General features: G+C 64.7%; 23 protein-coding genes. 20 read left to right on the top strand and 3 right to left on the bottom strand.

Translation table 11 applies throughout. The features are described from left to right. Nucleotides 1-106 precede the first annotated feature (106 nt). The 13 genes from PV761_RS07460 (at nucleotide 107) to PV761_RS07400 (ending at nucleotide 12453) form a co-directional block, all read left to right on the top strand. Complete coding sequence (locus tag PV761_RS07460) at nucleotides 107-598, top strand: hypothetical protein (RefSeq protein ID WP_347895580.1); 492 nt, start codon at nucleotides 107-109, stop codon at nucleotides 596-598. Then, the gene (locus PV761_RS07455; RefSeq protein WP_347895578.1) at nucleotides 585-914 is read left to right on the top strand and encodes an AtpZ/AtpI family protein; all 330 of its coding nucleotides are present in this window, start codon (nucleotides 585-587) and stop codon (nucleotides 912-914) included. The genes PV761_RS07460 and PV761_RS07455 overlap by 14 nt, the downstream gene beginning before the upstream one ends. 91 nt (nucleotides 915-1005) lie before the next feature. Further along, nucleotides 1006-1806, top strand: coding sequence for a F0F1 ATP synthase subunit A (gene atpB / locus PV761_RS07450; RefSeq protein ID WP_347895576.1), 801 nt, complete (start codon nucleotides 1006-1008; stop codon nucleotides 1804-1806). A 78-nt stretch (nucleotides 1807-1884) separates the two neighbouring features. After that, entirely contained in the window at nucleotides 1885-2088 is a 204-nt protein-coding gene (atpE, locus tag PV761_RS07445) for an ATP synthase F0 subunit C (RefSeq protein ID WP_009356484.1), read from the top strand. A gap of 55 nt (nucleotides 2089-2143) precedes the next feature. Then, on the top strand, nucleotides 2144-2701 hold the full coding sequence (locus PV761_RS07440; RefSeq protein ID WP_347895574.1) for a F0F1 ATP synthase subunit B: 558 nt from the start codon (nucleotides 2144-2146) through the stop codon (nucleotides 2699-2701). Continuing rightward, the gene (locus PV761_RS07435; RefSeq protein ID WP_347895572.1) at nucleotides 2701-3528 is read left to right on the top strand and encodes a F0F1 ATP synthase subunit delta; all 828 of its coding nucleotides are present in this window, start codon (nucleotides 2701-2703) and stop codon (nucleotides 3526-3528) included. Before PV761_RS07440 ends, PV761_RS07435 begins: the two co-directional genes overlap by 1 nt. An 82-nt stretch (nucleotides 3529-3610) precedes the next feature. Then, the gene (atpA, locus tag PV761_RS07430) at nucleotides 3611-5248 is read left to right on the top strand and encodes a F0F1 ATP synthase subunit alpha (protein ID WP_347895700.1); all 1638 of its coding nucleotides are present in this window, start codon (nucleotides 3611-3613) and stop codon (nucleotides 5246-5248) included. Between the two features lie 76 nt (nucleotides 5249-5324). Further along, the gene (locus tag PV761_RS07425; RefSeq protein ID WP_028270091.1) at nucleotides 5325-6218 is read left to right on the top strand and encodes a F0F1 ATP synthase subunit gamma; all 894 of its coding nucleotides are present in this window, start codon (nucleotides 5325-5327) and stop codon (nucleotides 6216-6218) included. An 82-nt stretch (nucleotides 6219-6300) separates the two neighbouring features. After that, complete coding sequence (gene atpD / locus PV761_RS07420) at nucleotides 6301-7755, top strand: F0F1 ATP synthase subunit beta (protein WP_011692446.1); 1455 nt, start codon at nucleotides 6301-6303, stop codon at nucleotides 7753-7755. A gap of 1 nt (nucleotide 7756) precedes the next feature. Then, the gene (locus PV761_RS07415; RefSeq protein ID WP_011692445.1) at nucleotides 7757-8041 is read left to right on the top strand and encodes a F0F1 ATP synthase subunit epsilon; all 285 of its coding nucleotides are present in this window, start codon (nucleotides 7757-7759) and stop codon (nucleotides 8039-8041) included. A gap of 10 nt (nucleotides 8042-8051) precedes the next feature. Then, nucleotides 8052-8483 carry a DUF2550 domain-containing protein gene (locus tag PV761_RS07410; protein WP_028270090.1) on the top strand — a complete coding sequence of 144 codons (432 nt, stop codon included), beginning with the start codon at nucleotides 8052-8054 and terminating at the stop codon, nucleotides 8481-8483. 5 nt (nucleotides 8484-8488) lie between these two features. Further along, a complete protein-coding gene (locus tag PV761_RS07405) occupies nucleotides 8489-9835 on the top strand; it encodes an alpha/beta hydrolase-fold protein (protein WP_347895569.1) in 1347 nt (448 codons plus the stop codon). Between the two features lie 77 nt (nucleotides 9836-9912). Continuing rightward, complete coding sequence (locus PV761_RS07400; RefSeq protein ID WP_347895698.1) at nucleotides 9913-12453, top strand: DUF2156 domain-containing protein; 2541 nt, start codon at nucleotides 9913-9915, stop codon at nucleotides 12451-12453. A gap of 177 nt (nucleotides 12454-12630) precedes the next feature. Here the strand turns inward: PV761_RS07400 and PV761_RS07395 are convergent, their stop codons facing one another. Both PV761_RS07395 and nucS read right to left on the bottom strand, forming a co-directional pair. After that, a complete protein-coding gene (locus PV761_RS07395) occupies nucleotides 12631-12834 on the bottom strand; it encodes a cold-shock protein (protein ID WP_011692441.1) in 204 nt (67 codons plus the stop codon). Nucleotides 12835-13142: 308 nt separating this feature from the next. Beyond that, nucleotides 13143-13838 carry an endonuclease NucS gene (gene nucS, locus PV761_RS07390; RefSeq protein WP_028270087.1) on the bottom strand — a complete coding sequence of 232 codons (696 nt, stop codon included), beginning with the start codon at nucleotides 13836-13838 and terminating at the stop codon, nucleotides 13143-13145. A 70-nt stretch (nucleotides 13839-13908) separates the two neighbouring features. Here nucS and PV761_RS07385 point away from each other — a divergent pair, with 70 nt between their 5' ends. Both PV761_RS07385 and PV761_RS07380 read left to right on the top strand, forming a co-directional pair. After that, on the top strand, nucleotides 13909-14253 hold the full coding sequence (locus tag PV761_RS07385) for a hypothetical protein (protein WP_028270086.1): 345 nt from the start codon (nucleotides 13909-13911) through the stop codon (nucleotides 14251-14253). Nucleotides 14254-14263: 10 nt separating this feature from the next. Beyond that, on the top strand, nucleotides 14264-15064 hold the full coding sequence (locus tag PV761_RS07380; RefSeq protein ID WP_347895566.1) for an alpha/beta hydrolase: 801 nt from the start codon (nucleotides 14264-14266) through the stop codon (nucleotides 15062-15064). 25 nt (nucleotides 15065-15089) lie between these two features. Here PV761_RS07380 and PV761_RS07375 read toward each other — a convergent pair whose 3' ends face one another. Further along, complete coding sequence (locus PV761_RS07375; RefSeq protein ID WP_347895564.1) at nucleotides 15090-16388, bottom strand: AI-2E family transporter; 1299 nt, start codon at nucleotides 16386-16388, stop codon at nucleotides 15090-15092. Between the two features lie 193 nt (nucleotides 16389-16581). Between PV761_RS07375 and PV761_RS07370 the strand changes: the two genes are divergently transcribed. The 5 genes from PV761_RS07370 to PV761_RS07350 are packed head-to-tail and all read left to right on the top strand — an operon-like array spanning nucleotide 16582 to nucleotide 22995. Further along, nucleotides 16582-18396, top strand: a complete 1815-nt coding sequence (locus PV761_RS07370) for a hypothetical protein (protein WP_347895562.1) — start codon at nucleotides 16582-16584, stop codon at nucleotides 18394-18396. A 49-nt stretch (nucleotides 18397-18445) separates the two neighbouring features. After that, nucleotides 18446-19462 carry a tetratricopeptide repeat protein gene (locus tag PV761_RS07365; protein WP_347895560.1) on the top strand — a complete coding sequence of 339 codons (1017 nt, stop codon included), beginning with the start codon at nucleotides 18446-18448 and terminating at the stop codon, nucleotides 19460-19462. Further along, nucleotides 19462-20562: an NADH:flavin oxidoreductase/NADH oxidase gene (locus tag PV761_RS07360; protein WP_347895558.1), complete on the top strand. Its 1101-nt coding sequence runs from the start codon at nucleotides 19462-19464 to the stop codon at nucleotides 20560-20562. The genes PV761_RS07365 and PV761_RS07360 overlap by 1 nt, the downstream gene beginning before the upstream one ends. A 55-nt stretch (nucleotides 20563-20617) precedes the next feature. Continuing rightward, a complete protein-coding gene (locus tag PV761_RS07355; RefSeq protein WP_347895556.1) occupies nucleotides 20618-21442 on the top strand; it encodes an ABC transporter ATP-binding protein in 825 nt (274 codons plus the stop codon). Then, nucleotides 21424-22995, top strand: a complete 1572-nt coding sequence (locus tag PV761_RS07350) for a transporter (protein ID WP_347895554.1) — start codon at nucleotides 21424-21426, stop codon at nucleotides 22993-22995. Before PV761_RS07355 ends, PV761_RS07350 begins: the two co-directional genes overlap by 19 nt. The last annotated feature ends 31 nt before the right edge of the window (nucleotides 22996-23026 follow it).

Below are 23026 nucleotides of genomic sequence, written 5' to 3'. Positions count from 1 at the left end.
CGTTACACACCCTTTTCCGAATAATTTCTATCTCATGTAGAATTTCAGTGCAGCGCTTCGCCGCACCCTCCTTTGCCAGCCCGCAGTACACGACGATTGGGATCTGATGACCTCCAACGCCGATCCCGGACACAGATCCGGTAACGGACCCGTTGGTGTCTCCGGCCCAACAAAATCACTCTGGCTGGGACTCTTGAAGCTGAGTGCAGGTGCGGCCTTGGCCGGCCTGGTGCTTGCCGGAATACCGGCCGCGATCCTCAACGGCGGCGGGGGAGTGCTCTCAAGCACTTTCGGCGGGCTCGTTGTTATGGCGTTCTTCGGAATCAGCCTTCTGGTGGGCCATTTTGTCGGACGGAACAATCCCTCCGGCGCCATCGGGGTCTTTGTTGTCACCTACTTCGTCAAAGTCGTGGGTTTCGCCGTGGTGCTCTTCGTTATCGGAGCACCGGAATGGCTCCACGGCCGCTGGTTCCTCATCGGCGCAGTCACTGCCGTCGTGTTCTGGCAGGCCGCGGAGATTTACGGGTTCAGCAAAGCCCGCCTCCAAATTTATGACGACCCCCAACATGTGAAGGACGGCGAAGATGAACAGCCGTAATTCCAAGCGGAAAAACAAGCGGGAAATCTCCAAATCCACCTCCGGTTCCACCGGTGTATCTTCCAGCGGAGGGGACGGAGGATACAACGCCGGCATCGCCGTCTTCAGCTACATAATTGGCGGAACCATCGTCTGGAGTTTGATAGGGTGGGGTCTGGATTATCTGTGGGGAACCCGCTGGATTGTGCTCGCAGGCGCTCTGCTTGGAGTTGCGGGAGGGTTCTATCTTTCTCATATGCACGGCCTCACCAGCAACGGAACGACAACTGGTGAAGACAGTGCAGCCAGCGGCCCGTCCAAGGACGAGGAACAGTAATGCCTAACAATTTCACAAGGGGAAGGGCGGACATGAAGCTCGCCGGACCCTCACCAACGCCCAATGATGGACACTGCAGAGAGGAAACGCGTTGATCGCGCTTGCGCTCCCGGCCCAAACTTCCGGGGATTTCATACCTCCCGGAATTGAAGACCTGCACCTGCCGGCAATTCTGCCGTGGGGTGCATACGACGGATTCTCCAAGCAGATGCTGCTGGTCATCCTGTCCGTCGTCATTATCGCAACATTCTTTCTGCTCGCTGCGCGGAAGCAGCAGCTGGTTCCCGGCAAACTGCAGTTCGCGGGCGAAATGGCCTATGGCTTCGTCCGCAACAGCATCGCGAAGGACATCATCGGCGGCAAAGACTTCATGAAGTACGTGCCGTTGCTGTTCAGCCTGTTCTTCTTCATTTTGGTCAACAACATCTATGGCGCGATCCCGCTCCTCCAGCTCCCCAGCTTCTCGCACGTGGGCGGCGCCTACGTGCTGGCCGGCATCGTATACTTCACCTGGATTGCCATCGGCGTCAAGAAGAGCGGCCTTAAGTATTTCAAGCTTGCCACTGTGCCATCGGGAGTTCCGTTCTACATCCTGCCTATCGTGGTTCCGATCGAGATCATCTCCAACTTCCTGGTCCGTCCAGTCACGCATAGCCTCCGTCTGTTCGCCACTATGCTGGCCGGACACCTGATCGTGATGCTCGCAGGCTCCGGCATCGAGTACCTCGTGTTGCAGGAAAACCTGTTCCTGAAAGGAACCTCGGTTCTGGTGCTGGGTGGCGCGGTCGCGATGTACATGCTCGAGGCGCTAATCATGGCTCTCCAGGCCTATGTCTTCACGCTGCTGACCGCCATCTACATTGAAGGCGCGCTGCACGCGGACAGCCACTAGTTACCCACAAACTTCCCCTTGCGGGGATGAAGCAAACCAAGCAACCTGCCACAAAGATGGCATCTTGAAAGGAATAAAATGGAAGGCAATCTCAACCTCGTAGGTTACGGTCTGTCCGCAATCGGCGGTGGTATCGGTGTGGGTCTTGTATTCGCGGCTTACATCAACGGCGTGGCTCGTCAGCCGGAAGCCCAACGAGTTCTTCAGCCGATCGCATTCCTTGGCCTCGCGCTGACTGAAGCTCTCGCCATCCTCGGCCTGGTCTTCGCTTTCGTTCTCTAGCCAAGCTTTAGAACTAAGCGAATCCAGGACCGAGTAGATAAAGGACGGGTGAATTATGAATCAGCTGATCATCTCAGCCGCCGTTGAGGGCGAGGAGCCGCCTAGCCCCCTGTTGCCGAACATCTGGGAAATGGGGGTCGTCCTCGTTGGCTTTGCTGTTCTCTTATACATCGTGGTCAAGTTTATTGTCCCGATGTTCGAGAAGACGTTCGCAGAGCGTGCCGAGGCAATTGAAGGTGGCATTGCCAAGGCTGAAAAGGCCCAGGCAGAGGCTTCTGCTGCACTCGAAGAGTACAAGCAACAGCTCACCGACGCCCGTGCAGAAGCCAACCGCATCCGCGAGGAAGCCCGTGCCGAAGGCGCTCAGATCCTCGCGGATCTGAAGGAAAAGGCAGCTGCAGAGTCTGCCCGCATCACTGCGCACGCCCACGCTCAGATCGAATCCGAGCGCCAGGCAGCCGTTGTGTCGCTGCGCGCCGAGGTCGGCACGCTGGCTACCTCGCTGGCAAGCCGCATCGTCGGCGAGTCACTGAGCGATGATGCACGTGCAGCCCGCGTGGTTGACCGATTCCTGGCAGATCTGGAGAACCAGAACGCAGGTGCAGCTCAGTAATGGCAGGTGTATCGAGCGAATCGCTGACCGCGGCGCTGGTGGAGTTGGAAGCCAAGCTTCCCTTCGCTTCGCTGCAGTTGGCAAAGGAACTCTTCGGAATCCTGGGAACGGTGGACAGCTCGGCTGGTTTGCGCCGTGCCCTGACTGACCCGTCTCGCAGCGGTGTCGAAAAGTCGGCACTGGTCAAGCAGCTCTTCAGTGGAAAAGTCTCCACCGATGCTGCGGAAATCGCGAGCGGACTGGCCGGTTCACGCTGGGCGTCGGCTCGGGATATCGGCGATGCACTCGAGACTCTTGCCGCTTCGGTGGTAATTGCGGTTGCTGAGAACAAGTCGGCCGTCTCTGCCCCAGGGATCACCGGACTGGAAACGCTGGAGAACGATTTGTTCTCCTTCAACCAGGCCGTTGGTTCCAGCCACGAGGTACAGCGTGCTCTGTCCGAGCCTCAGGCGAGCCCGGCTGCCAAGACTGCCCTCGCCGAGAAGCTCGTTCCCCATGCAAGCGGGGAGGCGAAAGTCCTTATCGGACAGGCAGTTTCGCATCCGCGCGGCCTCAAGGTGACCAGCCTTCTGCGCCGTTTCGCAGAGCTTGCAGCCAAGCGCCAGCGGCGCTGGATCGCAACGGTCAGCGTCACCCGTCCGCTGACGGAGACGCAGACCAGCCGGCTGCAGGCAGCGCTGAACGCTCTGTTTGGGCGCGAGCTCAAGATCAACATGAACGTTGACCCGGCACTGATCGGTGGCATCCGGATCCAGGTCGGTGATGAAGTGGTAGACGCTTCTGTACTGAATCGCCTCGGCCAGCTCCAGCGTCAGCTTGCCGGCTAATCGGACAAGCACAACTTAACTGATAGAAACCCCGGTCATCGTGACAACGATGATCACGAAAACAGGAGAGCAGGGACTGCAGATGGCCGAATTGACCATCAACGCCGACGACGTCCGTATTGCGTTGAACGAGTTCGCGGCGTCCTACGAACCCGGAAACGCAGAGCGCGTAGAGGTCGGCCGTGTGACCACCGCAGGTGACGGCATCGCCCGTGTTGAGGGCCTTCCCTCGGTCATGGCGAACGAGTTGCTTCGTTTCGAAGACGGCACGCTGGGCCTGGCCCAGAACCTCGACGTCCGCGAAATCGGTGTCATCATCCTCGGTGACTTCACCGGAATCGAAGAGGGCCAGGAAGTCCACCGTACGGGTCAGGTTCTGTCCGTGCCGGTTGGCGATGCCTTCCTCGGCCGCGTGGTTGACCCGCTGGGCCAGCCGATCGACGACCTCGGAGAGATCAAGGCTGAAACCACCCGTGCACTGGAACTCCAGGCGCCCGGCGTGACCCAGCGCAAGTCGGTGCACGAGCCGATGCAGACCGGTCTGAAGGCTATCGACGCCATGATCCCGATCGGCCGCGGCCAGCGTCAGCTGATCATTGGCGACCGCCAGACCGGCAAGTCGGCAATCGCCATCGACACGATCATCAACCAGAAGACCAACTGGGCTTCCGGAGATGTCACCAAGCAGGTGCGCTGCATCTACGTGGCCATCGGCCAGAAGGCGTCCACCATCGCGGCTGTTCGCCAGACGCTCGAGGACAACGGCGCACTGGAATACACCACCATTGTGGCTTCCCCCGCGTCCGACCCCGCAGGCTTCAAGTACCTGGCCCCTTACGCCGGGTCGGCCATCGGCCAGCACTGGATGTACGGCGGCAAGCACGTCCTCATCGTGTTCGATGACCTTTCCAAGCAGGCCGAGGCCTACCGTGCAGTGTCACTGCTGCTGCGCCGCCCGCCGGGACGCGAAGCCTACCCGGGCGACGTCTTCTACTTGCACTCCCGCCTGCTGGAGCGTTGTGCCAAGCTCTCCGACGAGCTGGGCGCCGGCTCGATGACCGGCCTGCCGCTCATCGAGACCAAGGCAAACGACGTCTCCGCTTACATCCCGACCAACGTGATCTCCATTACCGATGGCCAGATCTTCCTGCAGTCGGACCTCTTCAACGCCAACCAGCGTCCCGCCGTCGACGTGGGTGTCTCGGTTTCCCGCGTGGGTGGCGCAGCACAGGTCAAGTCCATGAAGAAGGTCTCCGGTACCTTGAAGCTGGAATTGGCCCAGTACCGCGACATGCAGGCATTCGCAATGTTCGCGTCGGACCTCGACGCCGCATCGCGCCAGCAGCTGACCCGTGGCGCACGCCTGATGGAACTGCTCAAGCAGGGCCAGTACTCGCCGTTCCCGGTCGAGAACCAGGTTGTGTCCATCTGGGCCGGTACCAACGGCTACCTGGACGACGTTCCGGTTGAGGACATCAACCGCTTCGAGACCGAGTTCCTGGAGCACCTGAAGCACAAGTCCTCCATCCTGACGACGCTGGCACAGACCAACGTCATGGACGATGACACCGCAGAAGCACTGAAGACCTCGATCGTGGCCTTCAAGAAGGGCTTCTTCGGCGAGGGCGACAACCTCCTGGTTGGTGCGGGGCACGAGGAACATGCCCCCATCGACGAGGCGCAGGTCGACCAGGAAAAAATCGTCAAGCAGAAGCGCTAGTTTCGCTGGCAGGGACTGCCGGGACCCCGACGGGTTCCGGCAGTCCCGGCCACCGGGATCTTAGGAAAGGATAAGTATGGGAGCCCAGATTCGGGTCTACCGCCAGAAGATCAGCTCGACGACGTCGATGCGCAAGATCTTCAAGGCGATGGAACTGATCGCTACCTCGCGCATCGGCAAGGCCCGCGCACGCGTAGCGGCTTCACTGCCTTACGCAAACGCGATTACGCGTGCCGTTTCTGCTGTCGCTAGCCAGAGTGAAATCGACCACCCGCTGGTCACCGAGCCCGAGCAGATCCGCCGTGCCGCCGTCCTGGTCATCACCTCGGACCGTGGCCTTGCAGGTTCCTACTCGGCAAGTGTGCTCAAGCAGGCGGAAGGCCTCACCGAGCTGCTTCACGAGGAAGGCAAGGAAGTCAAAACGTACGTTGTCGGCCGCAAGGCACAGGCGTACTTCGATTTCCGCAACCGTCCTTACGCACGGGTATGGACCGGCAACACGGATTCACCGGAGTTTGCGACCGCGCAGGAAATCGGCGCAGCGCTGCTGGAGGATTTTGCCACCGCGTACGAAGAGGACGGCGTGGACGAGATCCACGTCGTGTACACCCGCTTCAAGTCCATGGTGACGCAGGAACCTACGGTCATCCGACTGCTTCCCCTCGAGGTCGTCGAAGAGCAGGCACAGTCCGAATCGGACCTCCTGCCGCTCTACGAGTTCGAACCGGAGACGGAGCAGGTGCTTGACGCACTGCTGCCGCGCTACATCGAATCACGTATCTTCGCCGCAATGTTGCAGGCAGCAGCTTCCGAGCTCGCAGCCCGTCAGCGGGCGATGAAGTCTGCCGGTGACAACGCCACGGACCTCATCAAGAAGTACACGCGTCTGCGCAACACTGCCCGCCAGGCTGAAATTACGCAGGAGCTTTCCGAAATCGTGGCCGGCGCCGACGCTTTGAGCGCGTCCTAGCCAGCACGGTTGCGGATCCAGCTGTACCTGCACCAAAAGATAAACTTAACCCCCACGCCATCTACTGAGTGAAGTGAGAGAGATGACTGCCACCGCTACCGAACACGTAGCCGCAACGTCCGGTGCTACCGGCCGTATTGCACGTGTTATTGGCCCGGTTGTCGACGTCGAATTCCCGGCTGACGCAATCCCCTCGATTTACAACGCACTCACCACGGAGATTACTCTCAACGGTGAGACCAAGACCATCACGTTCGAGGTTGCCCTGCACCTGGGTGACAACCTCATTCGCGCCATCTCCCTGCAGGCTACTGACGGACTCGTCCGCGGTACCAACGTTGTGGACACCGGCTCGCCCATCACTGTGCCTGTCGGCGACGGCGTCAAGGGTCACATCTTCAACGTCCTCGGCAAGCCGCTTGACGTTGACGAGTCCGAGATCCAGGCTTCGGACCACTGGGCCATCCACCGCAAGGCTCCCGCCTTCGCGACCCTCGAAGGCTCCACCGAGATGCTGGAAACCGGCATCAAGGTCATCGACCTCCTCACCCCGTACATCAAGGGTGGAAAGATCGGCCTCTTCGGCGGCGCCGGTGTCGGCAAGACCGTTCTGATCCAGGAAATGATCACGCGTGTTGCCCGCAACTTCGGTGGCACCTCGGTGTTCGCCGGCGTCGGCGAGCGTACCCGTGAAGGTAACGACCTCTGGGTTGAAATGGAAGAGGCCGGCGTGCTCAAGGACACCGCCCTTGTCTTCGGCCAGATGGATGAGCCGCCGGGAACGCGTCTGCGCGTTGCGCTGTCGGCACTGACCATGGCGGAGTACTTCCGCGATGTGCAGAACCAGGACGTGCTGCTCTTCATCGACAACATCTTCCGCTTCACGCAGGCAGGTTCCGAGGTTTCCACCCTTCTCGGCCGCATGCCGTCCGCCGTGGGTTACCAGCCGAACCTTGCTGACGAGATGGGCCTCCTCCAGGAGCGCATCACGTCCACGAAGGGCCACTCCATCACCTCGATGCAGGCCATCTACGTTCCCGCGGATGACTACACCGACCCGGCTCCGGCCACCACGTTCGCACACCTTGACGCGACCACGGAACTTTCCCGTGAAATCGCTTCGCGTGGCCTGTACCCGGCCGTGGACCCGCTGACGTCGACTTCCCGAATCCTGGACCCCCAGTACATCGGCAAGGACCACTACAACACGGCTGTCCGTGTGAAGCAGATCCTGCAGAAGAACAAGGAACTCCAGGACATCATCGCCATCCTCGGTGTTGACGAATTGTCTGAAGAGGACAAGATCGTCGTGTCGCGTGCACGCCGTATCCAGCAGTTCCTCTCGCAGAACACCTACACTGCCAAGCAGTTCACCGGCGTAGAAGGCTCCACCGTTTCCATCAAGGACACGGTTGAAGGCTTCACCGCTATCTGCGACGGCGAGCTTGACCACGTTGCAGAGCAGGCGTTCTTCAACGTCGGCGGCCTGGATGACGTTGAGCGCCAGTGGGCCAAGATCCAGGAACAGACCAAGTAATATGGCTGAGCTTGAGGTTGAGATTGTCGCAGCGGATCATTTCGTGTGGTCTGGAGCGGCCAAGATGGTCAAGGCCCGCACCAGCGATGGTGAAATCGGAATCCTGCCCGGCCACTCGCCCCTGCTGGCGATTCTGGCCGAAGGTGAACTGGCCATTGAGCCTGTTTCCGGTGAGCGCATTGCTGTGGTTGTCGATGGCGGATTCTTCTCCGTCGACAACAACAGGGTGGTCATAGTTGCTGACAACGCCCAAATGGGTGAAGCGGCTACCGCGGGGATCCGCTAGCACGACCTTGATGAACGATCCTGGTTTTCCGTTCATCGCATTGGCAACAGTCTTTGCGTTGCTGATTTTTGCACTGTGCCTGTCCGGGGTACGCCGCTTTAACCTGCGGCGTGCCCTGGGCACAGTGGACGCCTCCATTTGCACGGCTGGAAAAAGCTGGCAGATGGGGGTTTGTCGTTATCAGGACAACGACCTTGAGTGGTTCAAGCTGCTCTCGCTCAGTGTCCGCCCCAAATACACTTTCCGGCGCAGTTCGCTGGAACTGGTGGGCCGCCGCCAGCCCACCGAGGCGGAACTCGTGAAAGTCCAGCCCGACTCCGTCATTGTGGAACTCCACTACGAAGGCCAGGAAGTCCTGCTGGCCATGAAGTTTGATGCCTACACCGGACTGTCCTCGTGGCTTGAAGCCGGGCCGGTCATCGGTGTGGGCACCTGGCGTTAACGCCGGTGGACCTTATCGCTGACGTCCATCTCACCGATGGACCCCTGCTCTGGTTTGCCTGGGCCGCCGGCGCTGCCGGCCTCGGCTGGCTGTTATGGGGCCGCGGACGCCGCTGGCTCCTGAGCGCCGGAGCCGCCCTCCTGCTGGCCGCAGGTGCCGTCGCCGCGGTGCACTGGCTTCTGCTGTACACGTTTTCGACCCTGCCCGAGAGCCTCCCGCGCGAAGTGCTCGCGTGGTTCGTGGCGATGGTTTTTGGCTTATTCCTGTGGGTGCTCCGGCTCTGGAATCTCCGGCGTGCTTCCCCTGCGAAAAGCCGTGATGCGTGGTGGGGAAGCACAGCGTGGCGGGGAAGGGCAGCCGCAACGGGAGCCATGCTCGGGGTGTGCCTGCTCGGCGCTGTCCAGATCAACGCCTACTTCGGCCTCAACCATACGGTCAGCGACCTCATGGGCACCGCCGTGGCCAGGATCCAGCCGCTCGAAGCCGCACTCAAGCGTCAGGCTGCGGCCGCTGCCCCCGTCGCCCTCAACGCCTGGCGGCCGCCGGAAGGCATGCCCTCGGACGGTGTGGTGAGGAAGGCCGTCATCCCTGGCACTGATTCGGGCTTCAGCAGCCGCGAGGCCTACGTCTACCTGCCTCCCGCCTACCAGGCCACACCCCGTCCCGCCCTTCCCGTGCTGGTCCTCTTTTCCGGCCAGCCCGGCGGGCCGTCGGACTGGCTCACCGGCGGGGCCCTGCGCAGCAGGATGGACCGCTTCGCAGAGGATCACGACGGCGTGGCCCCGGTTGCCGTGGTGGTGGATCCGAACGGTACCGCGTCGGCCAACACCCTCTGCATGGACAGCCGCATTGCCAACGCGGACACTTTTCTTGCCCGGGATGTTCCCCGGTGGATCGAGCAGACCCTTGACGTTGATCCGGACCACCGGCAATGGGCCGCCGGCGGCTTTTCCTTCGGAGCCACCTGCGCCCTGCAGATGGGCACGCGCCATCCCGACGTCTACGCCTCGGTGCTCGCATTTTCCAGCGAGCGTGAGCCGGCGCTTGCCAAGGAACGGCAGAAGACTGTCGACGCGGCGTTCGGGGGCGACGTGGCAACCTTCGACCGCCTGACTCCCTTGAGCATCATGCAGAATACGCGTTTCGAGGGTCATGCCATTTATTTCGGGGCAGGTTCCAGGGATCCGGAATTCCTTGCCTACATGGATGAACTGTCGGCTGCGGCCAGCCGTGCCGGCTTCACCGTTGAGGCGCAGCCGGTGGTCAACACCGGCCATTCCTGGGAGGCCGCATCCAAGGGCCTTCCTGCCGCCCTCGACTTCGTGGCGGCCCGCTGGGGAATCCGGCCATGATGAACCAGCGGGAGGCCGTTGCGGAAACAGGCAGGAAGGCGTCAACGGCTGCCGCCAGCGTCACCTGGGCCGATGTCATGCTGGGAGCGCTGCGCCGTATCCGGCATCATTTCAAGGCCGTGCCGTTCACCCTCGTCGTCCTGGGCCTGTTCCTGGGTGCAGGCGCGGCCACCAACAGCTTCCTGTCCGGTCCGCCGGAGGCCCTCCTTGACGTCGCATCCGTGCACGCCGGCGCGTTGAAGGACGGCCGCTGGTGGTCCATGTTCACCTCACTGTTTTTCGCCACGAACCCTGCTGCCTATCTCACTGCCGGACTCATGATTCTGTTGTTGCTGGGACTCGCCGAGCGCAGGCTTGGCACGCTGCGGACGGCAGGGTTCTTCTTCGGCGGGCAGTTCGCGGCCGTCTCGCTGTTCCTGCTGCTCACGCAGCTGGCCCGCTATGCCGGCGACGGATGGCTGGGGCTCATGGTGGACGCCCGGCTCATCGGGCCGTACGCCGCTGTCCTCGCCGCCGTCCTTGGGGCCAGCGGGCTCGTGCCCACCCTCTGGCAACGGCGCCTTCGCACGGGCATTGTCTCGGCGTCGCTGCTGCTTGTCCTCTACGTGGGGCATCCGGAGACCGTAGTGGGATTCCTGGGGGCACTCGCCGGGCTTGCCGCCGGCTGGTGGATCCAGAGCGACCAGGGAACCCTCCACCGGCACCGTTCCACCGGCCGCGAGACGCGCAACCTGCTGGCCCTGATCGTCGGAATTTTCGCCGTTGGGCCCATACTGACGGCCGCCGTCCGCAGCCCCACCGGGCCACTGGCGCTACTGCGGGACGTCGTCCTGAACCCGTTGCCCACCCTCAGCCAGCTGGAGCAAAACTGCGGCGGCACGGTGGACGTGAACTGCCTGGAGATCGGGCGGACGGGATTCGCCGGACCGCTGGGCCTTGCCCTGGCGGTGGTGCCGGTGCTGCTCCTGCTGATCTGCGCCGACGGGCTGCGCCGCGGACGCCGGCTTGCCTGGCGGATCACGATCGGAGTCCAGCTGGCCGTCACCGCGCTGTCCGCCGTGTACCTCACCCTCTTTGCCCGGATCCCGCACTACCCGCAACGGCCGCACACGGCCGTCATGGGCTCAGGGTTCGTCCACGTGCTCCCGCTCGTGGCGGTTCCGCTGCTGCTCGTGATGCTGCTGTGGATCAACAGGCGCCAGTTCAGGGTGGAAACCTCGGCGGTGGCAAGGCGCAACCTGACCAGGGTGCTGGCAGGGACCTGGGTGGCACTTGCCGGCAGTTATACCGTTGCCTGGCTGGGAGCCGGTGGAATGGCGCGCGACGGCGGACCCTCCGGTCTGGCGGCCGAGCTGGCACGCCAGTATCTTCCGGTGCCCATCCCCAGCCTGTACAACCGGATCTTCCAGGACCGGCAATCGGTTGAGGCCTTCCTGTTTGCCTACTCGGGCATCGTGTTCTGGGCCGTCGCACTGGCCGGAGTGTGGGTGGTGCTCCTGGGGCAGCACCACGGTGCCGGTGCCGGCGTTGAGGAGCGGGACGTGGCCCGCCGCCTGGTGCGGCGGGGCGGCGACTCCCTGTCCTGGATGGCACTCTGGGAACCGAACAAATACTGGTTCACGCCCGGCCTGGATGCCGGGGTTGCCTACCAGCAGCACGGCAGCGTGGCCCTGACGCTGGGCGGCCCCTTCGGTGATGCCGCGTTGCGGGAGGAAGCAGCGGCCGGTTTCATGCGGTACTGCGCCGAACATGCGATGGTGCCCTGCTTCTATTCCTGCACTGACGGGCTGTGGCCCCTGCTCCAGTCCCGCGGGTTCAGCCGCGTGGCTGTGGCCCAGGAAACCCGGCTGGCGGTCAGGGAGCTTGAATTCAAGGGCAAGGAGTGGCAGAACGTCCGGACTGCCCTGAACCGTGCCCGGAAGACCGGCGTCACGGCGGTCTGGGGACGGTACAGCGACTTCCCGGCGGTCCTGCGCGCCCAGCTGCTGGAAGTATCCGAGGAATGGGCTGCGCAGAAGTCCGTTCCGGAGATGGGCTTTACGCTCGGCGGCATGGACGAACTGATGGACGACGACGTGCTGTGCTGCGTCGCCGTCGACGCCGAGGGCCTGGTGCACGGCGTCACCAGCTGGCTCCCGGTATTCGATGAGGGGCGCGTGGTCAGCTGGACGCTCGATTTCATGCGCCGGCGGGAGAACGGCCTCCCCGGCGCCATGGAGTTCCTCATTGCCTCCGCCGTGCTGGAGCTGCGCAGCTCGGTTGAAGTTATTTCCCTGTCCGGCTCACCGCTGGCCAAGGAGCCTGCCGACGGGGCGGCGTCTGGCGCGGCGCAGGACCCTGGGGCAGACCCGGGCAGTGAAGCCGGACGGGAGTCGGTGGGGGAGCCCGACGCCCTCACGGCAATCCTGGACGTGGTGGGACGGGCACTGGAACCGGTGTACGGATTCCGCTCCCTGGCCACCTTCAAATCACGGTTCAAACCCGATTACCGCACGCTCTACCTCTACTACCAGGATCCCCTGCAGCTGCCCGCCATTGGGCGGGCGCTGAGCCGCGCCTACCTGCCCGGACTCTCGGTCCGCCAGAGCGCCCGGCTGCTGAGGACCTTGGTGGGCTAATTGCGCACGGCGGGGTAACGATTATCGGAGCCATGTTTTCAGATTCCGAAAACATTTGTGACAAGAAACAATGCGCCGGCAGATGAATGGATAAAGCGCAAAAAAATGATCCCCGGCACTTGTGCCGGGGATCATTTTTTCGCAGGACGCCGCCGAAGGCGGCGATCCGAAGCGGGACTAGACCAGAGTTACGCCGGTAGCCTGGGGGCCCTTGGCGCCCTGGCCGATTTCGAACTGAACGCGCTGGTTCTCGTCGAGGGTCTTGAACCCACCGGTCTGGATCTCCGAGTAGTGAACGAAGACATCGCCATCGGAGTCGTCCGGGGTGATGAAGCCGAAGCCCTTTTCAGCGTTGAACCACTTGACGGTTCCCTGTGCCATGTATATCTCCTCATTATGGAACTTGCTTAAGTCCGGCACACTTCGTGCCGCACTTGGTCACTCCGCGAGAAGAATCCTGGCTTGCCGCCCGGTGGAACCGGACACTAGCTGACGAAGCTTCGCGCTCGCAACATGTCTTGCGAGCATGAAAAACACCTACACAAAGACTTAGATAAGAATTTCATGTGGGGTGCGTCAGGTCAACGGGTAAAAGGGGGAATTCGATAAATTTTGCGTAAAGCCGACGTGAACCGCTTCGTTATGCAGAGCACCCGGCTATTGACGCACTGCCTATTGGGGAGGGCCCGTCAGAAGAGGCGGGATTCGCTGTCGTCGACGCCGCGCATGGCGTCGTAGTCCAGGGTGACGCAGTCGATTCCGCGGTCGTTAGCCAGCACCTTGGCCTGCGGTTTGATCTGCTGCGCGGCAAAGATGCCCCGGACGGGTGCCAGCAGGGGATCCCGGTTGAGCAGTTCAAGGTAGCGGGTCAGCTGTTCGACGCCGTCGATGTCGCCCCGCCTTTTGAGCTCGATGGCGACTGTGGCGCCGTCTGCATCCCTGGCCAGGATGTCCACCGGGCCGATGGCGGTGAAGTACTCCCGGCGGATCAGGGAAAAGCCGGTGCCGAGCCGTTCGATCTGGTCGGCCAGCAGCCGCTGCAGGTCGGCTTCGACACCGTCCTTGATGAGGCCGGGATCCTGGCCCAGCTCATGGGAAGTGTCGTGCAGCTGCTCATGGATATTGATGATGAGCCGGTCATCGGTCTTGGCGGACTGGACGGTCCACTGCTCGGTGACACCGAGCTCCAGGTCCACTTCATCCGGCAGGGAAACCCGAAGGCTGGCCGGGGGGCTCATCCAGTTCAGCGGCTTGTAGGAGCCGCCGTCGGAGTGCACCAGGACGGACCCGTCGGCCTTGACCAGCAGGAGCCTGGTGGCAAGGGGGAGATGGGCCTTGAGCCGGCCTACATAATCAACAGAACATCGGGCTATGACTAAACGCACCCGGTAAACACTACCGTCTGGGTGCAAGGCAGGAACAGCGCGGCGCCCGGGCCTGGGGCAGAATGGAGGCATGCCCCGTTCCAACCGCCCCCGCCGTGCCGCCTCCGGAAAACTGGGACAGGCCAGCCGCAAGCACGCCGGCGGCCCCGTGCCGGAACTGGACCTGGAGCGGGCAAGGTCGGGGATCTCACGGCGGGAGAGCGCCCCCGACGGCGAGTGGATGGTGCGCACCATGACGGCCAAACGGGCCGAAAAGTCCTACATCTGCCCGGGCTGCTCCACCGCGGTCCTGCCCGGCGTCGAACACCTGGTGGTCTGGTCCGAGGACCATCTGTTCGGTGCGGCCGCGGGGCTGTCGGAACGGCGGCACTGGCACTCCAACTGCTGGACGTCACGCACGTACCGCTATCGCTAAGCTGTTAGTCATGACTTTTGACCCGGCGTCGTTCGTTTTCAGCCAGCCTTCCGAAGCAACAGCTATCCGGGCTTCAACAGTCCTGCCGGCCCGCCGGGAGAACGTGGAAATACAAACGGAGGACGGCTGCGTCCTCGTCGGCGAACTCGCCGTCCCGGAATCGGGCGACATCACCGCCACGCTGATCACCCTCCACCCGCTGCCCACCCACGGCGGTTTCATGGATTCGCATGTGTACCGCAAGGCGGCCTTCCGCTTGCCCGCACTCGCCGGCGTCGCCGTCCTCAGGTTCAACACCAGGGGGACCACCTCGCCCCGCGGCACCAGCGGCGGCCGTTTCGAAGAGGGCATCGGTGAACGGCTGGACGTCGAGGCGGCCGTCCGCTTCGCGGAATCCCGGAACCTTCCCAACCGCTGGCTGGTGGGGTGGTCGTTCGGCACGGAACTGGCGCTCATGTACGGGGCGACGGAGCCGGTCGCCTCCGCAGTGGAGGGCGCCATCCTGCTGTCCCCGCCGCTGCACCGTGCCACGGATGAGCACCTGCTGGCATGGGCTGCGTCAGGAAAGCCGCTGAAGGTGCTGGTTCCCGAACACGACGACTACCTCCGGCCGGCGGCCGCCGCCGAGCGCTTCAGCCTGGTGCCGCAGGCTGACGTTGTGGGCGTCGACGGCGCCAAGCACCTGTGGGTGGGGGAGAAGTACGCCGCCCGGGTGCTCAACGAAATCGTGGACGAGGCCACGGCGCAGGGAGCGGGGCCCGAGGGCCTGCCCCAGGACTGGAACGGACCCGTGGCCTCCGCAGCCGCCTAAGCCTGCCGCGGAGGCGGCAGCCTTCCTAGTGCTTGTCCTGGCGGACGATGAAGATTTCCTTCACCAGCAGCATGACCGCGGCCGCGGTGGGAATGGCGATGAGCGCTCCGAGGACGCCCAGGAGGCTGCCGCCTGCGATCACGGAGATGACCGCCACGGCACCGGGCACGGCCACCGCCTTCTGCATGATGCGGGGCGAGATGAAGTACGCCTCGAACTGCAGGTAGGCAAAGTAGCAAATGCCGTACACCAGGGCGGTCTGCCAGCCCGCGGTGAGGGCGATCAGCGTGACCAGCACACCCGCGATCATTCCCCCGACCAGGGGGATGAAGGCGAGGAGCGCCACGACGAACGCCAGCAGGACGGCAAACGGGACTCCGACAATCGACATCACGATAAACGCAAAGGTCGCGTTGAGCAGGGCCACGCAGGCCTGGCCGATGACGTAGTTGCCCACGGAACCGGTGATCTCCTCAGAGAGCGCTTCGACCCGGACACGGCGCGAACGCGGTGCCAGCCGGTAGCCCCACTTCTTCATGGCGGGAAGGGCGGCCAGGAAGTACAGGCTGAGCACGAGGACAATCAGGGTTCCGAAGAGCCCGTTGGCCACCGTGGATCCGAAGCCGACGACGCCTCCGAAAATGCCGCCCATGGCGTCCGGATTGTTGACGAACTTTTCCAGTTCCTGGGTAATGCGCTCCCGGACACCGAACTGGTCGTCCACGCTGCGGAAGAAGTCCGAATCGATGAAGTCCTGGATCCAGCGGGGTGCTTCCTGCACGATCTGGGTTACCTGCTGGACGATGGTAGGGATCAGTGTGGCGAAGAAACCGGCAACAGCGGAGACGAGGACCGTGACGGAGACCAGGATGCCGATGGGCCGCGGAAGCTTGCGTCCTTCCAGCCAGCGCACCACCGGGTCCAGGCCCAGGGCGATGAAGAGCGCTGTCACGATCCAGAGCAGGAGCTGCGTGGTGTTGGAGCCGATCCAGTAGACGAGCAGGGCAAGGCCCACGCCCACGGTGCCCATGAAGCCCATATATAGGGGATGCTGGGACGACATGCGCGGGCCGGGATGTCCAAAGCGGGTGCTGGTCTCGGTCGCAGGTTCGGCGGAGTCCTCGGCGGATTCGGGAGGCATCTCGAAGCGGAGCCGGGGCTGGGCGCCGGGAAGAGGCGTCCGGAGCCTGCGCACCACCGCCGCGGCCAGGCCCGGCAACAGCGGTTTGTGCTCGTGCCGGGTACCGGCCGGTAGGCTTTCCTGGGCACCGGATCCGGTCGAGTCGTCATGTCCTGGGGCGGACGAATCCGTGTGTTCAGTCACTGCTTGTGGGGGCCCTTTACCTTCTGTGGCGCCGCTGCTGCGGCCCATGTGATGATCATCGCAAACACTATCAGCAGGCTTGTCAGTGCCCGGGTTTACTCCCGGCGCGGCCCGCTGTCCTAGGCTGTGATCCGGGTCCCGGCCTGACTCATTGGTAACAAAACGGTTACTATTGAAAGTAAAACCCCCGCTGATGATAGGTATCCCTTTGCGTTTCAAGACTGCAGTTGCACTAGTGCTGCTCGGCCTCCTGACACTGCTGGCCGGCGTAGGACAAAAGACCATCTGGGCCCCGGCCGAGACATTTACGGCCACGGCGCCCGCCGACGGCACCGCCGCACCACTGACCGTTATCGACCAGAAGTTGCGGACCCTTCACGGGGGTACGGTCAAGATCAATGTCAAGGGCGAAGGCAGCTTCATGCTGGCAGCAGGCCGCCCCGACGACGTGGAGGCCTGGGTCGGCAAGGCGGCCCACAACACGGTCTCCGGAGTTTCCGAGGACAACAAGTCCCTGCAGATTGCGCACACGGAGGGCGAAGCCGCCGCTCCCTCGCCGGCAGGTTCCGATCTCTGGGTCACCACCGAGAACGCCAGCGGTGAACTGAACTACACCTGGAGCGCCCCGGCAGACGGCGAATGGTCACTCCTGCTGGCCTCGGACGGCACCAAGCCGGCGCCGTCGTCGATCTCGATGACCTTCCCCAACGACACGTCCACACCGTGGGCCGTGCCGTTGATGGTGCTGGGCGGCCTGCTCATGCTGGCCGGACTGGCCCTGCTGGTGCTCAAGCCCAGGGCCGGCAAGCCCGGAGCGGGCGGGGACGATGCCGGCGAGTCCGTCGCGGACGAATCGATGAAGGACAAGCTGGTCCGCCGTGCACGTGCGGACCGTCCGGCCGGCAAGCCGGGGCCCGCCGCTCCTGCGCCCGTCGAGCCGCCGGCTGAAAAGCAGCCCGGGACCTCCGCCTTCACCGCAACGTTCACCGCAAAGCGGGCCGGCGTGGCCATGGTTGCGCTCGCCGCCACGATCGTGGCCGGAACCGGTGTGGCTGCGCAGGCGGCCACGACCCCCGCTCCGTCGCCGTCAAGCAGCGAGACCGCCGGGGCCGACACCGCCCCCGACTCACCGGTGCTCCTGGACGCACAGTTCCGCCGGATCCTGGAACAGGTTTCCAGCACGGTGGACGCCGGCGACGCCGCCAAGGATGCCGCGAAGCTCAAGTCCCGGGTGGACCGCACCGAACTTGAAGTCCGCACTCAGAACTACAAGATCCGCTCACAGGTGGGCGCCTACGAGGCGCGCATGCCGGTCCGCGCCACCAAGCTGCTGACCACCGTTGTCACCAGCAAGCGCGCCTGGCCGCGTTCGGTGATGGCCGTGACCCAGGGCGAAGGCAATGTTGTGCCCCAGCTGCTGACCCTCGTGCAGAAGTCGCCGCGGGAGAACTACAAGCTGGTGCAGACCACGCCGCTGCAGCCGGGCACCACGTTCCCGGCCATCGGACGCACCGGAACGGAAACCCTGGCCGCGGACGACAAGTCGGGCCTGCTGTACAGCGGTGCTGAAGCCCTTGCCGGGCTGGGGGACCGCCTGACGAAGGCCGACTCGACCTTCAAGGACAAGCTCGTGGAGGGCCAGTCGTCGCCCTATATCGCCGACACGCTGGCCTACCAGGCAGATGTGGCCAAGACCGGGGTGAACGGCAACTTCAGCTTCACGCACAAGGTGTCCACGGAGGACACCGTGGTGTTCCGCACTGCCGACGGCGGCGCGCTGGTCATGGGCAAGTTGAACTTCGCCTTCGACGGCACGCCCAAGGCCGAGGGCGACAAGCTGGCGATCGGGGACGACGCAGCCGTGCTGGCCGGCGGCAAGGAAACGAGCACGGGCATGGTGCTCAACTTCGCCGAGTCCATGGCGGTCTACATCCCGCCGACCGGCTCGAAGGATCCGATGAAGCTCGTGGCCGCCACCCGCGGACTCGTGGGAGCCAGCTTCAAGTAGCCCGCTCCGCGTATGACCGGCAGCGGCCTGAGTGGCTAGAGTGGAGGCTATGAGTTCGCCAGCCTCCCGTCCAGTCCCTCCGGCCGCTGCCAGCCACCTTAACCTGCGCGGCGCCGTCGACCTTTCCAGCCTTAAACAACGCTCCGCGCCGCCGGCCGGGCAGCCTGCCGCAGCCGCTCCTGCCGGGCCGGCCGGCGCAGTCCCGCCGTCAGCAACGGCCCAGGGGGCGCCGGACACCGGCGGCCAGCCGCTTCGGGTCGAGGTCACCGAGGCCAACTTCCAGCAGCTCGTTGAGCTTTCGGCGCAGGTGCCCGTGGTTTTCGGCCTGTGGGCCAGCTACTCACCCGCTTCAGGCGAGCTGCTCAACGTCCTCGAAGACATCATCAACAGCTACGGCGGGCGCCTGGTCCTGGGTGCCGCGGACATCGACGCCTTCCCGCAGCTTGCGCAGGCTTTCCAGGTACAGGCCGTGCCCACCGCGGTGGCAGTGGTGAAGGGCCAGCCCGTTCCCCTGTTCCAGGGCGGAGCCGACGAACAGCAGGTCCGCAGCCTGCTGGATGAACTGCTGAAGGTGGCCGCAGCCAACGGAGTCACCGGCAGCCTGGGCGCCGGAGCCGCCCCTGCCGAGGCCGAGCCGGCCCCGCTGCCGCCGCTGCACCAGGCGGCCTACGACGCCATTGAAGCCGGAGACTTCGCCGCCGCGGCCGCCGCCTACCGGCAGGCCCTGCTGGAGATGCCCGCGGATGCCGAGGCCAAGGCCGGACTCGCCCAGGTGGAGCTCATGGACCGGCTGCAGTCCCTGACCGGTCCCGACGGTGAAGCGCTGCGCCAGCTCGCCGCCGACCAGCCGGACAACCTCGATGCCCAGCTGGGCGTGGCGGACCTGGACATCGCCGGCGGCCACATTGAGGACGCCCTGGGCCGGATCGTCGGCTTCATCGGCCGGAACTTCGGCCCGGAACGGGAGACTGCCCGGGTACGGCTGCTGGAGCTCTTCGAAGTGGTGGGCCCGTCCGATGAACGCGTCGCCAAGGCGCGGCAGGGGCTGGCACGGGTGCTGTTTTAATGTCGTCGGCGCTTTTTTCGCCGCTGGCGCTGCGCTCACTGACGCTCCGCCACCGCGGTTGGGTTTCGCCCATGTGCCAGTACAGCTGCGGGCCGGACACCGGTGAAGGCGTTCCGCACGATTGGCACCTCATGCACCTGGGTTCCTTCGCCACCGGCGGAGCCGCGCTGATCCTCACCGAGGCAGCGGCAGTGAATGCGGCGGGCCGGATCAGCCCGCTTGACGCCGGCCTCTACAACGACGAGCAGGCCGCGGCGTGGCAGCGGATCACGGCCTTTGTGCACCGCTACGGCGCCGCTGACACCAAGATCGGCACCCAGCTGGCGCACGCCGGCCGGAAGGCTTCGACGTACTGGCCCTTCTCGGGGAAACGCGGGTCAGTGCCGGCGTCCGACGGCGGCTGGCAGACCGTGGGTCCCGGCACCGGCGCATTCGACGGCTATGCGGCACCGACCGCCATGACCGCGGCAGAGATTGACGGCGTGATAGCCGACTTCGCAGCGGCCGCCGTCCGGGCGGTCGAGGCAGGGTTCGACACCATCGAAATCCACGGCGCGCACGGCTACCTGCTCCACCAGTTCCAGAGCCCGCTCATCAACGACCGGACGGACGCCTGGGGAGGGGACGAAACCGGACGGAATCGGCTCACCCTGGCCGTGGTGGACGCCGTTCGCAACGTCATTCCCGACTCCATGCCGCTGCTATTGCGGATCTCCGCCTCGGACTGGGCAGCGGGCGGTATCGACGCCGCCGCCTCCGTCAGGCTGGCCAGTGCCGCCGCCGAGCACGGCGTGGACCTGGTGGACGTCTCCAGCGGGGGCGCCGTGGCGCACCAGCAGATTCCGGCCGGTCCCGGCTACCAGACCGGGTTCGCAGCCCGGATCAAGCGCGAGGCGGGCATCCGCACCGGCACTGTGGGACTCCTGACGTCGGCCGGGCAGGCCGAACACGCCGTCGCCACGGGCCAGGCCGACGCTGTCTTCATCGCGCGTGCCGCGCTCCGCGACCCGCATTGGTGGCTGCGCGCGGCCTTCGAGCTCGGCCACGAGATGCCGTGGGTGCCGCAGTACGAGCGTGCGGTTCCCCGCCACTCGTTCTAGGAAGTAACCCTTTGGGACGATCCTCCCACCGCGGAGGTGAGGCTACGCTGGCACCATGACTGAACCGCAACCCGGTCCGCATCCGGCCGCCGGCCGCCAGGACCACCCTGTTCCTGCCCCGCTCGCTGTTCCGGCCCTGTCCATCCGCGGCCTCGCCAAGCGCTTCGGCGGGAAGATCGCCGTGGACGGCATCAGCCTGGATGTGCCGGCAGGGTCCTTCTACGGGATCGTGGGTCCCAACGGCGCAGGGAAAACCACCACGCTGTCCATGGCCACGGGGCTGCTCCGGCCGGACTTCGGCACGGCCCTGGTGCACGGTACCGATGTCTGGACGCGGCCGCTCGAAGCCAAGAAGCTGATGGGAATCCTCACCGACGGCGTGCGGCTGTTTGACCGGCTGACCGGTGAACAGCTGGTGAGCTACGCGGGCCTGTTGCGGGGGATGGACAAGGACGTGGTGTCCGCCAGGGTGGCGGAACTCCTGGCGGCGCTTGATCTCAGTGCCGACGCCGGAACGCTCGTGGTGGACTATTCGGCCGGCATGACCAAGAAGATCGCCCTCGCCTCGGCCCTCATCCACGCGCCCATGCTGCTGGTGCTGGATGAACCCTTTGAATCGGTGGACCCGGTTTCCGCTGCGAATATCAGGGACATCCTGGACCGCTATGTCGCTTCCGGCGGAACAGTGATCGTCTCGAGCCATGTCATGGACCTCGTGCAGAGAATGTGCGACCACGTGGCGGTGGTTGCCGCGGGCAGGCTGCTGGCCGCCGGCACCGTGGAGGAGGTCCGGGCGGGCGCCTCGCTGGAGGACAGGTTCGTCCAGCTCGTCGGCGGCCGGAGCCAGACGGAGGGCCTGGAATGGTTGCGCACCTTCTAAGGCTCAAGCTGACGCTCCTGCGGAACAGCCTCCGGCGCAGCCCATGGCAGCTTCTGGGCCTGATCATCGGCGGGCTGTACGCCGTCGGGATTGCCGGGTTCTTTGGGGTGGCGCTCGTCCTGCTCCGGACGGCCGACCTGGAGCTCGCCCAGACCGTGGTGGTGCTGGGCGGATCGGCAGCGGTCCTGGGCTGGGGAGTGGTCCCCGTCATTGCGTCCTCGGCGGACATGACCCTGGACCCGGCCCGGTTCACCACGGCGGCAGTCCCCATGCCGCAACTGTTGACCGGACTGGCCCTCGGCGGACTGATCGGGATTCCCGGCATCGCCACGGCGCTCGTGGCGCTTGCCACGGTGGGCACGTGGAGCAGGGGAGCGCCGGCTGTCGCGGCCGCCGTGGCGGGAGCCGTGCTGGGCGTGCTGACGTGCATTGTCCTGTCCAAAGTGGTGACGACGGCGACTGCCGGCCTGGCTTCCTCCCGGCGGTTCAAGGATGTCAGCGCACTCGCCTTTATGGTGCCGCTGATGCTCATGGGACCGATCGTGGCTTTCGTTGCCCAGGGTGCCGCGGGCTCCGCCGGATTCCTGGCTGACCTGGCCCGCATCGTGGCGTGGACGCCGGCCGGTGCCGCATGGTCACTCGGCGGCGACGCCGCGGCGGCCCGGTACGGACCGGCCGGGCTCAAGTTCCTGATCGCGGTGGCAACGCTGGCGGGCCTGGCCTGGTGCTGGAAGGTGCTCCTGCAGCGTGCCCTGGTCACTCCGCCGTTCGCGGCAGGCGGCAGGAAGCGCGGCGGCCGGATGGGCCTCTTCGGTGTCCTGCCGGCCACGCCTGTCGGCGCCATTACGGCCAGGGCCCTCACGTACTGGATCAGGGACCCCCGTTACTCGGGTTCCCTGGTGGTCATTCCGCTGCTGCCCGTCCTCATGTTCTTCCAGGCGGGGCAGACGGGTGATTACGGCGTGCTGGCGATCATCGGTCCGCTGGCGGCCTTCCTGCTGGCATGGTCGATTTCAGCGGACGTGTCCTACGACAACACGGCGTTTGCCCTCCATCTGTCCAGCGGCGTCCGCGGCGTCCACGACAGGCTGGGGCGCGCCCTGGCCTGCCTGGCGTTTGCACTTCCCATCGTGCTGGTCTTTAGCGTCGGGCCGTTCTTCTTCACCGGAAACTGGGACTGGCTGCCCGCGTTGCTGGGACTGGCCCTGGGAATACTGTTCACCGGACTCGGCCTGGCATCCGTGGTCTCGGCCCGGTATACGGTGGCGGTGCCCCTGCCCGGCGACAGCCCGTTCAAGAAGCCGCCCGGGAACGTCGCGCAGACCATGGCGGTCCAGTTCGGCGGGATGGGCGTCCTGCTGGTGCTGGTGCTGCCGGAAGCAGCCCTGGTCATTGCGCAGTCCGTCACGGGCAGCACGGTGCCCGGCTGGATCAACCTGGCGCTCGGCCCGGTGCTGGGCCTGGTCCTCTTTACGGCAGGCGTCCGCCTGGGCGGGAAATGGCTCGATGCCCGGGGCCCCGAACTTCTGGCACAGCTTTCAGTCAACCGATAGGCCGGTGGGGCCATGATTAGTAGTACTGGAT

Origin of the sequence: Arthrobacter sp. CC3, from assembly GCF_039907775.1 — a bacterium.
Taxonomy (GTDB): Bacteria; Actinomycetota; Actinomycetes; order Actinomycetales; family Micrococcaceae; genus Arthrobacter.
The sequence above is the reverse complement of the archived record's forward strand: the minus strand, read 5'-3'. Positions and strand labels throughout refer to the sequence as shown.

Bases quoted from the DNA above. Each gene is read 5' to 3' on its own strand.
- PV761_RS07400 (WP_347895698.1), top strand. From the start codon at position 9,913: ATGCTGGGAGCGCTGCGCCGTATCCGGCATCATTTCAAGGCCGTGCCG.
- PV761_RS07410 (WP_028270090.1), top strand. From the start codon at position 8,052: ATGAACGATCCTGGTTTTCCGTTCATCGCATTGGCAACAGTCTTTGCG.
- PV761_RS07350 (WP_347895554.1), top strand. From the start codon at position 21,424: ATGGTTGCGCACCTTCTAAGGCTCAAGCTGACGCTCCTGCGGAACAGC.
- PV761_RS07385 (WP_028270086.1), top strand. From the start codon at position 13,909: ATGCCCCGTTCCAACCGCCCCCGCCGTGCCGCCTCCGGAAAACTGGGA.
- PV761_RS07380 (WP_347895566.1), top strand. From the start codon at position 14,264: ATGACTTTTGACCCGGCGTCGTTCGTTTTCAGCCAGCCTTCCGAAGCA.
- atpD (WP_011692446.1), top strand. From the start codon at position 6,301: ATGACTGCCACCGCTACCGAACACGTAGCCGCAACGTCCGGTGCTACC.
- PV761_RS07395 (WP_011692441.1), bottom strand. From the start codon at position 12,834: ATGGCACAGGGAACCGTCAAGTGGTTCAACGCTGAAAAGGGCTTCGGC.
- PV761_RS07370 (WP_347895562.1), top strand. From the start codon at position 16,582: ATGATAGGTATCCCTTTGCGTTTCAAGACTGCAGTTGCACTAGTGCTG.
- atpA (WP_347895700.1), top strand. From the start codon at position 3,611: ATGGCCGAATTGACCATCAACGCCGACGACGTCCGTATTGCGTTGAAC.
- PV761_RS07440 (WP_347895574.1), top strand. From the start codon at position 2,144: ATGAATCAGCTGATCATCTCAGCCGCCGTTGAGGGCGAGGAGCCGCCT.
- atpE (WP_009356484.1), top strand. From the start codon at position 1,885: ATGGAAGGCAATCTCAACCTCGTAGGTTACGGTCTGTCCGCAATCGGC.
- PV761_RS07355 (WP_347895556.1), top strand. From the start codon at position 20,618: ATGACTGAACCGCAACCCGGTCCGCATCCGGCCGCCGGCCGCCAGGAC.
- PV761_RS07460 (WP_347895580.1), top strand. From the start codon at position 107: ATGACCTCCAACGCCGATCCCGGACACAGATCCGGTAACGGACCCGTT.
- PV761_RS07425 (WP_028270091.1), top strand. From the start codon at position 5,325: ATGGGAGCCCAGATTCGGGTCTACCGCCAGAAGATCAGCTCGACGACG.
- PV761_RS07455 (WP_347895578.1), top strand. From the start codon at position 585: ATGAACAGCCGTAATTCCAAGCGGAAAAACAAGCGGGAAATCTCCAAA.
- PV761_RS07365 (WP_347895560.1), top strand. From the start codon at position 18,446: ATGAGTTCGCCAGCCTCCCGTCCAGTCCCTCCGGCCGCTGCCAGCCAC.
- PV761_RS07435 (WP_347895572.1), top strand. From the start codon at position 2,701: ATGGCAGGTGTATCGAGCGAATCGCTGACCGCGGCGCTGGTGGAGTTG.
- PV761_RS07415 (WP_011692445.1), top strand. From the start codon at position 7,757: ATGGCTGAGCTTGAGGTTGAGATTGTCGCAGCGGATCATTTCGTGTGG.
- PV761_RS07360 (WP_347895558.1), top strand. From the start codon at position 19,462: ATGTCGTCGGCGCTTTTTTCGCCGCTGGCGCTGCGCTCACTGACGCTC.